The organism is Haloferax sp. Atlit-10N (genome assembly GCF_003586325.1).
GTDB classification, from domain to species: domain Archaea; phylum Halobacteriota; class Halobacteria; order Halobacteriales; family Haloferacaceae; genus Haloferax; species Haloferax prahovense.
The window spans coordinates 412,889-426,630 of sequence record NZ_PSYX01000001.1 but is presented as its reverse complement, the minus strand read 5'-3'; the positions used below and the strand labels follow the sequence as shown (position 1 = coordinate 426,630).

Sequence of the window (13,742 nt, the reverse complement as noted above, 5' to 3'; positions counted from 1 at the left end):
CAAAACGGTTGCCACTCGGGTCGTATTGGCGGCTACCCGTCCGCATGGCAGTCGGCCGCGACGGTGCATCCCGGTCCGCCCTGCCACCCCTCGGAGCGCTCGTCCGCGTCGCCGTCGATGTCGCCGACGCCGACGCCCGACGGAGGAACTGCGACGACGATTGTCGTCTCAGCGTCGAACGTGACGCGGTCGCCGTGGCCGACCGTCTCCGCGACGCCGTCGCCGTCCCAGTCGAGAGCGACGGTCGAGCCGTCGCGGGCGTACGTGAGGGATTCGGCGTCCCCGCGGGCGTGGACGCGGAACTGCGCGAACTCGCCGGCGACTTCCACGTCCCAGACGTTGACCGTCGCGTACCAGTAGCCGGGGACGGGCGCGACCGGCATCCCGGCGGGGACGCGCTTGAACGACGTATCGAAGCGGGAGTCGAGCGTGTCGTTCACGCGGTCGGTGACTGCCTTCTCGGTGGCGCGCATCGCCGCGTCGGTCGCCATGTCGGCGACGGCCTGCTGACGGGCGGTCCGCGTCGTCTCGACGGTCCGGTTCGTGAGCCGCTGTGAGACCGTCGTCGAGCGGTCCCGGCGGACGGTTCGGAACGCCTCGTCGAGGCGGCGTTCGAGAAGGTCGGCCTCGACGGTTCCCGCGCCGGCGGCCTCGACGGCGATTGCGCGGCCCGCGGAGCCGTTCGTCACCGCCAGGGCCCGGTGGGCCGGGTCGTCCCACTCGCCGAGCGCGCGCTCCAGAATCCGCTGGCGCTCCGTCACCGAGCGGTCGGTGTGCGCGCGCAGCACGTCCTTGGCGGCCTCTTCGGCGGGAACCGTCGACCGGTCGACCGCGATTTCGAGCCTGTCGCGCCGGTCGGCGAGCGTCTCGTTCGTGCCGTTCGTCGCCGCGAGCGTCGAGTCGGCGGCGAGGAGAGCGCGGGCCGCGACGCGGAGCGGGACGCGGCGGTTCGCGCCGAACACCGGTTCGAGGACGGTGTCGACGGCGTCGCCGTAGGGGAGCGTGAACAGGTTGGTGTTGCGGGCGACGAGCGGGTGGTAGGTGCCGCCGCGGGAGACGGTCGGCACCGCGGACCCCGAGAGGCCGCCGAGCGAGAGATACATCGGGTCCGCGTCGGGGACGAACCGAACGCCGGTTTCGTTGCCGGTTCCGTTTCCGGTTCCGTTCGCGCCGTCCGCTCGGGTCTCGCCGAGCGTCGCGCGAGCGACCTCCTCGGCGCGGACCGCCTCCGAGAGCGACCCGAGGTTCGCGTCCGTACTCGCGTCGTCGGCCGCGCCGGTCGCCGCCGCGGTCCGGTTCGCCCGGCGGTCGAGCGCCGCCAGCACGCGGTCGAGGTACGCGGCGCGGACCGCGACGCGCGCCCGGTCGGAGACGCCGTCGTAGGCGGCCGGGGCACCGACGAGTTCGGGACGGTCGGCGCGGAGGTCGGACGCAAGTTCCGCGGCGGGGTTCACCTCGCCCGCGGCGACCCGCCGAGCCGACACCGTCACACTGCGGTTTTTGACGCGGTCGGCGAGCGCGACGAGGTCAGAACGAATCCAGCGGTCGAGGCCGGGAGCCATCGGTACGGTCGTCTGCTGTCGGGCGGGCGCGTCGCCGTCGGCGACGTCGCGGGCGAGGTCATCGAAGCCGCCGCGGGTCGCAACCGCGTCTTCGACCGCGTCAGCGGCCGCGGCGAAGTTCTCGCCGTCAAGCGCGCCGCCGGGTTCGACCGCCGGGTCGAGAGGTCGTTCCGGGGCGGAAACGGCGGCCGGGTCGACGACGGCCGCGAGGTCGACGCGCGTCTTCGTCTCCGTCGTTTCTTCGGTGTGGAACGTCTCGTTGCCCCGACGCCACGTCCGAGTGGTCGTCTCGCTCGTCGTCACGATTCGGGAGCCGGCGTCGACGACGACGGTATCGGCTTCGAGCGCCGGCGTTCGCGTCGCCACCGTCTCGACCGACGACGACGTCTCGGTCGCGGTGTCGACGAGTTCCCATTCGGTTCCGAGGTCGACCGGCGGGTCGTCGCTGTGGGCGATGACGGTCGCGTCGGCTTCGATTGCGGTGGTGGCGCGATGGGCGTCCGCGACCACGTCGTCGGAGGCGGGTGCGTCACCGTGGCCGTCGATGAGGCCGACCAGCGCGTGGTCGGCCGCAGAGCCGACGGAGGCGTTGATGGTCCGGTTCGTCGGAATCTCGTTCGCGACCGACTCGGCGGACGGGTTCGGTGTGGGAAGCGCGTTCGCCAGTTCGGGCGCGGCCGGAACGCCGGTCTGCGAGAGCAGGCTCCGGGCACCGGCGCGGACGGCGGCGCGCCCGGTCGCCCCGCGAGCATCGGCGTCGGTGGTTCCGAACGCCTGCTGTTCGGCGAGCAGGACGCCGGCGTTCGTCGCCAGCGCGGCGTGGTCGTTTGAGACGACGTTGTCCACGGGCGCGCCGGCGTACTGGCTCCAGCCGCGGGTCCACGCCGAGGCCCACAGCGCGGTCGTCACCGTCGCGTCGAGCGTCCCGCCGTCCAGCGCGTTCGCGTCGAGGCGGCGCTCGAAGGCCTCGGTTCGGTCGTGGAGCGCGAGGACGGGCGTCCGGACGCCGGCCGTCACGGTGACGGACTCGGCGGCGACCGTGCGACCGCCGCGAGCGACCTCGACCGAGACGTTCTCGACGGTCGCGACGAGGACGGTCCCGTTCTCGCGGCCCGAAATCGAGACGCGGTCCATCGCGTCGCGCAGACTCGACTCGTTCGTCGGTCGCGGCAGGGTCACAGTCGCGTTCACGTCGCCGCGGGCGACCGAGACGGCCCGAAGCCGCTCGCTCGCGGCGAGAGCGATGCGGAGTCTGAGGTAGTCGCGGAAGGGGCGCTCCTCCGAGAGCAGTCGCCCGACGGTCGTATTGGCGGGCGAGATGACGGGGTTCGCCGCGGCCTCGCGCGCCGCGTTGCCGACGGCCGCGCGAACGGCGGCGTCGGCCTGTGCGGTCGCGCGGTCCATCGCGTCGTCGACGCGGCGGTCGGCAACGGGGTCGTGAGCCGAGAGCGCGCCGGAGAACGTCGCGCTCCCGACGAGGAGCAACACGCCGAGCAGGGCGAAGGGAACCCGACCGCGGTCGTCGTCGGCGAGTCTCACGCCGACCACGTCCTGACGACGATAGTGACGCGTCCGACCGAGACGGCCTCGGCGGCGGCGCGCGGGGTGTCGTACCGGGCGCGCATCGCGTCGGCGAAGCGCGGGGCCAGCGCCGCCGCGAGGTCAGCGTTGGCGGCGCGGGTCTCCTCGCGGGCGACTTCGGGCGCGACGGAGGCGTTCACCAGCGCGCCGGCTCGTTCGTACCGGTGGGTCATCAGCGTCGAAACCGGCTCGTCGCCGCGGAGCGCGAGGCGGGCGAGCGCGGGCGGGAACAGCCCGGCGACGGTCCGGTTCGCAGCGACGCGAGCGACGGCGTCGAAGCCGTCGTCGCTGGCGGCCACAGCGTCTTCGCGCGTCGCGGGGAACCCGCTCGGCACGTCGAGCGTCGCGGAGTGAACCGTCGACGACGACGGCGGTTCGGGTCCGAGGGAATCGGTCGCGCGGACCGGCGCACCGGGGAACGGCGTCCACGCGACGGCGACGGAGACGCCGCGAGTCGGAAGTTCGGAGGCGGCGCGGGCGGCGGTCCGGTCCCGGAAGTCGTCGCGGGCGCGGGTCAGGCGAACGCCGTCGACGGTGACCGCGCCGAGCGTCGCGCGGGCGAGGAGGCCGGCGAGGCTGCCGTGCGCGGTTCGGTCGAGTTCGCGGGCGTCGACGCCGCCAGCATCGAGGAGCGACGGGTCCGCGGCCTCGACGCCGGGGGCGAGCGAGTAGGTGACCGTGGCGGTGCTCGTCGCCAGCGACGAGGCGACCCCGTCGGCGTCGATCGCGGCGGTGTCACGGTCGATTCCGGTGTCTGCGCCGGCGTCCGCAGTGACGACGAGACCGATGCTCGCGCTCACGAGCAGCAGGCAGACGGTCACGTCGAAGACGAGGTCGGTCATCGCCACACCTCGACGCGGAGCGTCCCGAAGCCGACGCGACCGGGTTCGACGCGAACGCTGACCCGAGTCGAATCGGTGTCGGCGTCGGTAGGCGCGTCGGGGCCGACGGCGCGGCGGTCGCCGTCGACCGCGACGACGACGCGGCAGGAAAACCCGTCCGGACAGGCGTCGAACGCGTCCGAGAGCCGGGAGCTGACGACCACGCCGGAGTCGTCGGTGAGGGCGGACTCGACGTTCGACAGCGTCGCCGGCGCGAGGTCGCGTTCGGCGGTCGGCAGCGAGTCGTCGAGGACCGTCGCGTAGCCCGAAATCGCCGCGCAGACGACGAACAGCGCGGTGAGCGCGGCGACCGGCGAGGTCTGTGCCCTACGCCGAGACGACGGTGACATCGGTTCCCTCCCAGATGACGTGGCGGACGACGAGCGGTTCGCTGGCGGGCCGCCACGAGGCGTTCCGGTCGCGCGCGGTCTCTGCCGCGGCGGCGAACGCGGCGGGCGAGTCGAAGACGGCGCTCGGGGACGCGCCGGCGGCGACCGACCCGAGTCGGGAGTCGGGCCTCGCCGGTGTCACCGGGCCAAAGACGAACGCGGCGTGCGCCGCGCCGCCGTCGTTGCGGAGGCCGATTCGGTGCGAGCCGAGACGGATGGCGTCGGCGTCGAGTTCGTGTTCGGCGGTCGCGTCGTACTCGGCGACGGCCACGGCGTCGACGGCGTCGGCGACTCCCGAGGCGTCAGGCGCGGGCGTCGTCGGGAGACCGGCGACCGCCCCGACGAGGACGGTCGCGGCCACGGAGAGCGCGGCCCACGTGTAGAGCGTATCGAGCGGTGCGTCGAGCATAGACCGGGGTGGCCCCGTCCGGGTATATAAACCTCAGCACGGGACGGCGACGGAACCGGAGCCGGTGACGAGCGTCCCGAGGACCGCGACTTAGACGAGCGTTCCCGCGGCGGCGAATGCGACTGCGAACGTCGTCGTCGCCGAGACGAGCGCGCGGCCGACCCGTGAGGCCACGAGATGGCGGTCGAGGCCGTGTTCGACGCCGACCGAGAGTGTCGTCAGGATAACCGCCGAGAGGAGGACGTACGCGCCGACGGCCAACCCGAGGTCGGCGGTCAAAAGCGGCGTCGCGACGGCCGTCTGGTCGAGCGTCTTCGCAGGGGCCATCCCGTCGGCGAGCGCGACGGTCGCACCGGCGACGAGCGGCCCGAAGACGGCGGCCGTGTTCGACAGCGTCTCCGTGACCGAGGCGAGTTCGCGGCGGGCCTCGGCGTCGAGTCGGGAGAGCGCCGAAAGTTGGTCTGCCATCGAGACGATTGCGCGACCGGCGGGGCGACCCTCGCTGGCGGCGAGGCCGAGGAGCGTCGCCACGCCCGCGACGCGGGGGCTCGGCGTCGATTCGAGAACGCCGTACTCGCCGCGGAACGACTCGACGACTCCCACGCGGAGGCGACGCTGGACGCCGACAGCCTCGTCGAGCAGGTCGCCGGTTTCGCCCGGGATGGAGGTCGCTGCACGGGCAAGCGCGGATTCGACGGCCTCGCCCTCGCCGACGGCGCGACCGACGAGGTAGAGCGCGTCGGAGAGGCCGTCTTCGACCGCGCGGACGCGGGCTCTGAGCGCCACGACCGGGCGGGCCGCGACGAAAAGCCCGGTTCCGGTCCCAAGGCCGATGGCGGCGAGCGGCGCGAGCCACGGCGCGACGAGCGCGTCGGCGGCGACGAAGCCGGTGATTCCAGCGACTGCGCCACCGGCGACGCCGAGAGCACGGTGGTCGTCGACCGCGGGGTGAGACGCGTCGACCGAGAGCGGTGCGAACGCGACCGGCCGCCGAACGAGCACCCATCCGACCGCGGCGAGGAGACAGGCGGGAAGCGCCACGTCGTAGACGAAGGCGACGTGCCCGGCGGTGACGCCGACGCCGGCGACGCGGGCGGCCGGGAGCGCGCCGACCAGCGCGAGCGGGAGCAGGACGCCGAAGGCGTAGACCGCCGTCACCGGCCCGCGGACGGAGCCGACGAAGTCGGCGAGGCGGTCGCGGGTCCCCTCGCGGACGACCTCGTGGGCCCGGTCGAGCGCCCGGTCGCGCTCGCCGGCGGGAACGTCGGCGGCGGTCTGCAGGAGCGCGGTCGAGCGGTCGAGCGCCGGGAACCACGTGCGCCACGCGTCGGCGAACTCGGAGAGCCCCGCCGTCGGTGTCCCGCGGGCGCGGTCGACGTGTGCGGCGAGCGAGGCCGAAAGCGGGTCGTCGCCGCCGTGCGCGGCGAACGCGCTGGCCCGCTCGACCGAGGGCTCGATGCGCATCCGGAGCGCGATACGGCCGACGAGTTCCGGCGCGTTCCCGAGCGCCCGCGTCCGGCGGAGCGTCGCCAGCCAGACCGGGAGCGTGTGAATCGCGTGGGCCGCACCGAGCGCGGCCGCGAGCGCGACGAAGACGACCGTGACGGCCGGGAGTCGAGCGAGATGGGCGACCAGTCCGCCGAGTAGTCCGGCGGGAAGCGACGAGCCGTAGCCCGCGGCGACGACCGTCTCGGGGGCGAGATTCGAGCCGAGAAACGCGAGCGACCGACGAAGGTCGTCGCTCGGCTCGGCGTCGATTGAGTCGGGCGAGAGCCGCGCGAGCGTCGTCGCGCCCGAGTGAAGTATCCGGGTCGAAGCGGAGTCCGCTCCCGCTCCCGTGCTCGTGGTCGTGTCCGGAGTCAGCATCCCGAACCACGCTCCGTGCGGGCGGCGGCGATGTCGTCCGGCGTCGTTCGTCCCGTGTCAGCCAGCGATTCGAGACGCGCAGCGCGAGCGTCGAGCACGTCGAGTACGTCCGCGTACGACTCGCCGGGACGGGCCACGGATTCGACCGCGAGACTGTCACCGCGCGCGACCGACCCCGTCGGTTCGAGAGTGCGTCCGTCGTGTTCGAACAGCGTCTCGAACGTCGCGTCGTCGCCGACGGGCCGGACCTCCTCGACGCGTGCGACTCGGTGGGCGTTCGCGCGCTCGCAGGTGACGACGAGGTCGGTCGCGGCGAACGACGACGCCGGGACGTCGAGGTCGGAGACGACGCGCTCGCGCACGTCGGCGGCCCCGTCACCGTGAATCGTTCCCAGGACCGCGTTGGCGCTCGCCCCGACGCGCATCGCCTCGTAGAGGACGGCGGCTTCCTCGCCCCTGACTTCGCCGAGGGCGAGCGCGCCATCACCCAGCCGGAGCGCCGCGTGAAGCGCCTCCTGTGGCGTCGGTTCGGGGCCGCCGGTCGTGTCGGTTCGGAGCGTCTGGACGTCGCGGTCGGCGTCCAACAGGCTCGACGCCGGAAGCTCCGGCGTGTCCTCGATGAGCACCGTGCGAACGTCGCGCGGGAGTTCCCACAGGAGCGAGCCGAGGAACGTCGTCTTGCCGGCCCCGCGCGACCCGGCCACGAGGACCGAGGCACCGCGTTCGACCGCGAGCGAGCAGAGCGCCGCGGCCTCGGCCGATAGCGTTCCGTTGGCGACGAGCGCGGGGAGCGTCAGCGGCGTCTCGTCGTGGCGGCGGAACGCGAAGCCGAGGCCGTCGCTGGCGGGCGCGGTCACGCCCGCGACCCGAACGGTCGCGCCGCCTGCCTCGACCACGGTATCGAGCGTCGGGTCGGCGCGGGAGAACGACGCGCCGCTCACGCGACGCAGGCGGGAGGCGAGCGACTCCGCCCCGCCGGGAGCGAGGCGGACGTTCGTCGGCATCGAGACGCCGTCGGCGACGACGCGAATCGGATTCTCGTCGGCGGGCGTCGAGACGTACACGTCCGAGACCGCGGGGTCGGAAAACAGGTCGTCGAGGACGCCGTGTCCCGCGGTGTGCTTCGCCAGTATCGCCGCGAGCGTCTCGACCGGGTCGTCCGGGTCGGCGACGAGTCTGACGGCGCGGCCCGGCGCGCGCGGGCCGGCGTCGACGGCACCGCTGGCGAGTCTGTCGTGGGCGGCTTCGAGGGTCCGCGCCGCGCGCTGGTCGAGCGTCGATTCGGGCGGCGTAAGGTGGTAGACGGGTCCGCGAGCGCTCTCGTACCGGCGGGCGACCGCGCCGGTGTCGAGGTCGGTCGCTCCGACGAGTCGCCCGTCGGTCGGCGGTCGCGGGTCGACGCGGGAGCGCGCGAGCGTCGGGCCGACGACCGCCCGGAGCGCGTCACCGTAGTCGGCGCTTCGAGACGTGCCCTCTGCGAGTCCGGTCTCGATGGCCGCGCGGCGGACCGGTCCCGCGCGACCCGTCGCCTCGTGGGCGGCCCCGAGCGGATCTTCACGGGCGCGGTCGGCGAGGCGGTCGTCGCGGAAGCGGACGCGTTCTGCGAACCGGCCGGCGGCGACGAGCAGGCCGGTCGCGGCGTCGTCGTACCGTCGTTCCAGTCCGTCGGCGCGGACGACGAGTCGGTCGGCGTCGCGGGTTTCGAGCGCCTCGACGACCGCCGCGCGGCAGGCGGGTGAGGTCGGGAGCGACCCGCGGTGCGGGCAGGTTCCGGCATCGACCACGAGTGTCACGGTGTCGTCGTCGGGGCGGTCGGCGGGCGTCGAGAACGCGGTCACGCAACCGCACTCCGCGGCGGAATCGACCGACGTGCCGCGCCCACCGGTCGCGTCGGTGAGGCGGTCACCGAGCGCGTCCGGGAGCGCCGCGGCGACGGTTTCGGAGAGGGAACCGGTGGAAGAGGAGTCGAGGGGCATACGGGGGCGTGGTCCCGTCCGGGTATTTGAACCTACGCCGCCGGCGGGTCGGCCGTCGCGGGGGCGATGACGACGACCGAACCGCCCGCGTCAGCTTCGAGTGTCAGTCTGAGGCGGTGTTCGCCCGGTCCGAGGACGAGTCGGTCGCCGACGACGCGAATCCGGGGACCGCCGACGCGACGGACGACGGTTGGGCCGGCGGCGACGCTCGCCGAGAGTTTGACGCCGTCGCCGCCGCGAACCGCGAGTTCGGAGACGCCGGCGGCCCGCCACGACCCGACGGGAACGTCGAGGACGACGTGACGCCGCGCGCCCGCGACACCCGCCGGTGTCGGGTCTTCGGCGGCCGCGAGCGCCGTCGCGGCGTGCGCGATGTCGTCGGCCATCGAGCCGATTTTCACGGTCGTCGCGTCCGCCCGCGCCGCGTCGGCCGCCGGGAAGACGACGCCGGCGATGGCGACCGCGAGGAGACACGCGAGGACGACGCGAATCACAGCGCGTCGCGGAGGCGGGCGGCCAGTCCGCGGCCGGCGGCATCATTCCGGGAGTCGGTGGCACGGGTGCCGGATTTGCGCCTGGAAGTACCGCCGCGCCCGTCGGCGGGTCGTTCGGCGTGCGAGGCCGCCTCCGCGGCGAGCGTGTCGGCCGACTGCGACGGCGCGGGAGACGCCGTCTCGTCGACGAGGTCGGCTTCGAGCGATTCGGCCTTGGCGAGCGCGGCGTTCGCCCGGCGCTCGACGTCCTCGTTGACCGCGCGGACGCCGCCGAGATAGCCGCGCATCGCCTGCGTCGCGGCGTCCATCTCGTCGAGGCGCTCGGTGAGCGACCCGACCGCCGATTCGAGTTCGGAGACCCGACGCTCGACGGACGCGAGGTCCTCCAGCGACGAGAAGTCGGCGTCGCCGTCGGTGATGGTTCGCTCGACCGCGTCGAGTCGCGCGGCGAGGTCGGCAGTGCGGTCGGAGGTGTGGTCCACCGCGACCGGTTCGCGGGAAGCGGGCGTTCCGGTGTCTGTGTCACCGTCAGCGTCGAAGTGGACTGAGTCGGCTGTCATGGGGCGGTCTGGTCCCGTTATCCCTGATAAAGCTCCGGGGCCGAACGGGGTTCGACCGGCCGAACAGTTCTCCCGTGGGGAACGTTCAAGACGAGCGACGGAGTGGACTGTGGTATGAAAACCGTCCTGATTGGTGTGGGCCAAGCGGGTGGGAAGCTCACCACCGCACTCCAGTCGTTCGACCGACAGATGGGGTTCGGCGCGGTACTCGACGCCGTCGCGGTGAACACCGCGAAAGCGGACCTCCAGCCGCTTCCGGTCGAGACCGTGCTCATCGGCCAAGACCGCGTCAACGGTCACGGCGTCGGCGGCGACAACGAACTCGGAGCCGAGGTCATGGAGTCGGACCAGACCGAGGTCATGTCCGCCCTCGACGGCCGCGTCACGGCCGAAGCGGAGTCGATTTTCGTCGTCGCCGGACTCGGCGGCGGCTCCGGTTCCGGCGGCGCGCCCGTCCTCACGAAGGCACTTCGCCGCGTCTACGACGTGCCGGTGTACGTCCTCGGAATCCTGCCCGGACAAGACGAAGGAGCGATGTATCAGGTGAACGCCGGCCGCTCGCTCAAGACCATCGCCCGCGAGTCCGACGCCGTCCTCCTCGTCGACAACGACGCCTTCCGCTCCTCCGGCGAGTCGATGAGCGAGGGCTACGACGCCATCAACGACGCCATCGCCCGGCGGGTCGGCCTGCTCTTGGCGGCCGGCGAGGCGACCGAGGGCGTCGGCGAGAGCGTCGTCGACACCTCCGAGGTCATCAACACCCTTCGTTCCGGGGGCATCGCCGCGCTCGGCTACGCGAGCGCCGAGGCCTCCCCCGACGCCGAGGATAACATCAACACCGTCATGAGCACGACCCGCCGCGCCGTCCTGACGGGAACGAGCCTGCCGGACGCGAGCGACGCGGACTCCGCGCTCGTCATCGTCGCCGGCGAACCCGACACCATCCCGCGGAAGGGCGTCGAGCGAGCGCGCCGCTGGGTCGAAGAGGAGACCGGCAGCTTGCAGGTCCGCGGCGGCGACTTCCCGCTGGAGAGCGGCCGTCTCGCGTCGCTCGTCCTCCTCGGCGGCGTCGAGCGCTCCGAGCGGGTCGAGTCGTTCATGGAACGCGCCCGCGAGGCCATCGACCAGGCGAAGACCGAGACGCGAGAGGACCCCAAAGAGATGTGGCACAACGACGACCTCGACGACCTGCTGTGATGACGACCGGCCACTGACGCGACCAACGACCACATAATTCCACTTTTTCAAGACGTTCGTCCACCGAATGACAGACTTCTCTCCCCGATCTGCGAATGACTTTTCCGTCATGCTCCCAATCCGTGCTATGTGTTAACAATAATTTGGAGTGAGTGGAACGAAACGATGAGCGTAGGAGCCGTCTCGGCGCGACGCCGGAGTCGCCATGTCTGAGTCGACGGTCGACCCGCTCCGGCGAAGTGTCGAAGTCGAGTACTGGGTCACCGACGGCGACGGGTCGCTCACCGACCCGGGCGAACTCGTCGACGCCTCGCCGGGGGCCGAACGGGAGTTCGTCGAGCCGGTGTTGGAGGTGAAGACGACGCCGTGCGACTCGGCGGCCGAGTTGCGCGAGGAGCTGTACGAGCGGCTCGGCGACGTCCTCTCGCGGGCGGAGGAAGTCGGAAAGCGACTCGTCCCGCTCGCCACGCCGATTAGCACCGAGACGGTGACGGAGCGTCAGAGCGACCGAACCCGCATCCAGAACCGCGTCATCGGGTCGGACTTCCAGTACGCGCGACACTGCGTGGGGACGCACGTCCACGTCGAACAGCGCCCCGGCCGCGAAATCGACCAGTACAACGCGCTCGTGGCGCTGGACCCCGCGCTGGCGCTGGTGAACTCCTCGCCGTACTACGACGGGCGGCGGTTGGCGGCGGGCGCACGGTCGAAGCTGTACCGTCGGATGGCCTACGACGACGTGCCCCACCAAGGTCGGCTGTGGCGCTACGCCGACGACACGCGGGAGTGGTCGCGCCGCCTCGAACGCCGGTTCGAGGAGTTCGTCGTGCGCGCCGAGGAGGAGGGCGTCGACCGGGCGACCATCGAGGCGAACTTCGACCCGGAGAGCGCGGTCTGGACGCCGGTGCAACTCAGAGCCGAGTTCGGCACGGTCGAGTGGCGCTCGCCGGACTGCGCGCTCCCGAGCGACGTACTCAGGCTGGCGAACAGCGTCGCGGACGTGGTGAACCGCCTCGACGACGCGGAACTCAGAATCGAGGGTGACAGGGGGCGCGTGACGGACGACCGGGTCGTCCTCCCCGAGTTCGACGCGGTTCTCGGCTACGTCGACGCCGCCATCGAGGACGGCCTCGACTCCGAGGCGGTGCGGTCGTACCTCGACCGGATGGGGTTCGATGTGGACGCGTACAGCCCTGTGTCGCACGAGGTAGCCGACCGCGAGACGGTCACGGCCGCCGAGGCGCGGGAGGTGCGACTGGCCCACGCCGACCGTCTCGACCGGGACGTGTGGAGCGCGGTCCGGCAGTAAGTCGCCGCGGGCGTCTCCTCAGGGGACTGGGGGCGTCACGCGGCGCTCGCGCGGGCGGACGCGACTGCGAAAAACGGAACCGGAAGCCGAAGCGGTCGCTTACTGCTGAATGAGGCTCGCGCCGTCGAGTTCAGTGCGGCTGTACTCGATGTCCATGAGGTCGAGGATGGTCGGCGCGATGTCGTAGAGGTCGGCGTCCTCGATGACCGCACCGGGGTCGTCGACGTAGAGCGTCGCGTTGTCGAACGAGTGCATGCCGTTGCGGGGGCCGACGCCGAACACGTCGTCGTGGCCTTTGAACCCGGACTTCAGGTCGAAGCCGTGGTTCGGGATGACGACGAGGTCGGGGGCGATGTCGTCGTGGTCGCCGCGGAAGGCGTCTTCCTTGACGACGACGCGGTCTGCGACCTTGTTGCCGTCGGGGCCTTCGAGGGCTTCGAGTTCGGCCTTGAGCTCGTCGCGGACGTCCTCGTACTCCGACTGCGGGACCGATCCGCGGGGCTCGCGCCCTTCGAGGTTGATGAAGAACCGACCGGGGATGAGCGAGTACGCCTTCGAGTCCTCGTCGATGTCCGAAAGCGAGTCGTGGTCGTCGTCCTCGTAGGAGAGCCAGCCGTTCTCCTCGAGCCACGTGTTGCAGTGGACCTCGTAGTCGAGGGAGGTAAAGCCGTGGTCGGACGCGACGATGAGCGTCACGTCCTCGGGGAGGGCGTCGCGGATGCGGCCGAGGTAGTCGTCGACGGTGCGGTAGAACTCCATGAAGGCGTCCTTGTTCTTCCCGTCGCGCTCGTAGTCCTTGAACAGGAAGTGGTTGACGCGGTCGGTCGTCATGAAGACGCCGAAAAAGAGGTCCCAGTCGTCCTGATCGATGTAGCGCTCGAACGCCTCGTAGCGCCGGTCGAGCGTCTTGCGGGCGTCCTCCATGAACGCGGTCTTGTCCTCGTCGTGACCGAGCTTCGCGTTCACGTCGATCTTGTAGTTCATCTCGGAGAGCGCGTCGCGGAAGTCGTCGGGGTAGGCGGCCTTGTCGACGCCGGGCGAAAGGAAGCCCGAGACCATGCGCTGGACGTTGCGCTGGGGCGGGAACGTCACGGGGACGTTCATCACAGTGGCCTTGCGGCCGGCGTCGGTGACGCGGTCCCAGACGCGGGTGGCCTGCACGTCCCGACCCATCGGGACGTAGGTGTCGTAGGAGCCGACCTCACGGTCCTGGAAGCCGTAGACGCCGGTCTCGCCGGGGTTGACGCCGGTCGTGAGCGCCGGCCAACACGCCGAGGACTCGGGCGGGACGATGCTGTCGATGTCGCCCGCCGAGCCCGCGTCGGCCAGCGCCGCGAAGTTGGGGAACTCGTCGGGGTGCTCAGAGAGGAGAGTGAACGGAACCCCGTCGATGCCGATGAAGGCGACGCGGGGGTGGTCTTTGCCGCGGAGTCGGTCGAACAAACCCATACCTCACGGTATCCAAGAGAACCATAAGAAGGTTCGTCTCTCCGCCGGAGTTTGCGACGAGAGACGACG

The 13,742-nt window shown here is 71.9% G+C and carries 11 protein-coding genes; 2 read left to right on the top strand and 9 right to left on the bottom strand.

What is annotated here, in order from left to right; all coding sequences use genetic code 11:
• Positions 1–32: 32 nt before the first annotated feature.
• The 8 genes from C5B91_RS02255 to C5B91_RS02220 all read right to left on the bottom strand — a co-directional run bounded on the left by C5B91_RS02255 (position 33) and on the right by C5B91_RS02220 (position 9,718).
• Positions 33–3,110 carry a hypothetical protein gene (locus C5B91_RS02255; protein ID WP_115819038.1) on the bottom strand — a complete coding sequence of 1,026 codons (3,078 nt, stop codon included), beginning with the start codon at positions 3,108–3,110 and terminating at the stop codon, positions 33–35.
• A complete protein-coding gene (locus tag C5B91_RS02250) occupies positions 3,098–3,985 on the bottom strand; it encodes a hypothetical protein (RefSeq protein WP_115819037.1) in 888 nt (295 codons plus the stop codon). Before C5B91_RS02250 ends, C5B91_RS02255 begins: the two co-directional genes overlap by 13 nt.
• Complete coding sequence (locus tag C5B91_RS02245; protein ID WP_049968143.1) at positions 3,982–4,374, bottom strand: hypothetical protein; 393 nt, start codon at positions 4,372–4,374, stop codon at positions 3,982–3,984. The genes C5B91_RS02250 and C5B91_RS02245 overlap by 4 nt, the downstream gene beginning before the upstream one ends.
• Complete coding sequence (locus tag C5B91_RS02240; RefSeq protein WP_115819036.1) at positions 4,352–4,822, bottom strand: hypothetical protein; 471 nt, start codon at positions 4,820–4,822, stop codon at positions 4,352–4,354. The genes C5B91_RS02245 and C5B91_RS02240 overlap by 23 nt, the downstream gene beginning before the upstream one ends.
• Before the next feature lie 90 nt (positions 4,823–4,912).
• Positions 4,913–6,688 (bottom strand): pilus assembly protein, encoded by a 1,776-nt coding sequence (locus C5B91_RS02235; RefSeq protein ID WP_115819035.1) that lies wholly within the window; start codon positions 6,686–6,688, stop codon positions 4,913–4,915.
• Positions 6,682–8,664, bottom strand: coding sequence for a type II/IV secretion system ATPase subunit (locus C5B91_RS02230; protein ID WP_115819034.1), 1,983 nt, complete (start codon positions 8,662–8,664; stop codon positions 6,682–6,684). The genes C5B91_RS02235 and C5B91_RS02230 overlap by 7 nt, the downstream gene beginning before the upstream one ends.
• 32 nt (positions 8,665–8,696) lie before the next feature.
• Entirely contained in the window at positions 8,697–9,158 is a 462-nt protein-coding gene (locus C5B91_RS02225) for a hypothetical protein (RefSeq protein ID WP_008092177.1), read from the bottom strand.
• Positions 9,155–9,718: a hypothetical protein gene (locus C5B91_RS02220; RefSeq protein WP_008092170.1), complete on the bottom strand. Its 564-nt coding sequence runs from the start codon at positions 9,716–9,718 to the stop codon at positions 9,155–9,157. The genes C5B91_RS02225 and C5B91_RS02220 overlap by 4 nt, the downstream gene beginning before the upstream one ends.
• A gap of 114 nt (positions 9,719–9,832) precedes the next feature.
• On the opposite strand from C5B91_RS02220, the gene C5B91_RS02215 reads away from it, so the two are divergent.
• The gene (locus C5B91_RS02215; protein WP_008092168.1) at positions 9,833–10,915 is read left to right on the top strand and encodes a tubulin/FtsZ family protein; all 1,083 of its coding nucleotides are present in this window, start codon (positions 9,833–9,835) and stop codon (positions 10,913–10,915) included.
• 205 nt (positions 10,916–11,120) lie between these two features.
• On the top strand, positions 11,121–12,224 hold the full coding sequence (locus tag C5B91_RS02210) for a glutamate-cysteine ligase family protein (RefSeq protein WP_008092167.1): 1,104 nt from the start codon (positions 11,121–11,123) through the stop codon (positions 12,222–12,224).
• Positions 12,225–12,323: 99 nt separating this feature from the next.
• On the opposite strand, the gene C5B91_RS02205 is transcribed toward C5B91_RS02210, so the two are convergent.
• The gene (locus C5B91_RS02205) at positions 12,324–13,673 is read right to left on the bottom strand and encodes an alkaline phosphatase family protein (protein ID WP_008092165.1); all 1,350 of its coding nucleotides are present in this window, start codon (positions 13,671–13,673) and stop codon (positions 12,324–12,326) included.
• Positions 13,674–13,742 lie beyond the last annotated feature (69 nt).

What these genes read in the sequence shown, in the direction of transcription:
- C5B91_RS02210 (WP_008092167.1), top strand. Translation starts at nt 11,121, where the DNA reads ATGTCTGAGTCGACGGTCGACCCGCTCCGGCGAAGTGTCGAAGTCGAG.
- C5B91_RS02215 (WP_008092168.1), top strand. Translation starts at nt 9,833, where the DNA reads ATGAAAACCGTCCTGATTGGTGTGGGCCAAGCGGGTGGGAAGCTCACC.
- C5B91_RS02240 (WP_115819036.1), bottom strand. Translation starts at nt 4,822, where the DNA reads ATGCTCGACGCACCGCTCGATACGCTCTACACGTGGGCCGCGCTCTCC.
- C5B91_RS02245 (WP_049968143.1), bottom strand. Translation starts at nt 4,374, where the DNA reads ATGTCACCGTCGTCTCGGCGTAGGGCACAGACCTCGCCGGTCGCCGCG.
- C5B91_RS02230 (WP_115819034.1), bottom strand. Translation starts at nt 8,664, where the DNA reads ATGCCCCTCGACTCCTCTTCCACCGGTTCCCTCTCCGAAACCGTCGCC.
- C5B91_RS02205 (WP_008092165.1), bottom strand. Translation starts at nt 13,673, where the DNA reads ATGGGTTTGTTCGACCGACTCCGCGGCAAAGACCACCCCCGCGTCGCC.
- C5B91_RS02235 (WP_115819035.1), bottom strand. Translation starts at nt 6,688, where the DNA reads ATGCTGACTCCGGACACGACCACGAGCACGGGAGCGGGAGCGGACTCC.
- C5B91_RS02220 (WP_008092170.1), bottom strand. Translation starts at nt 9,718, where the DNA reads ATGACAGCCGACTCAGTCCACTTCGACGCTGACGGTGACACAGACACC.
- C5B91_RS02250 (WP_115819037.1), bottom strand. Translation starts at nt 3,985, where the DNA reads ATGACCGACCTCGTCTTCGACGTGACCGTCTGCCTGCTGCTCGTGAGC.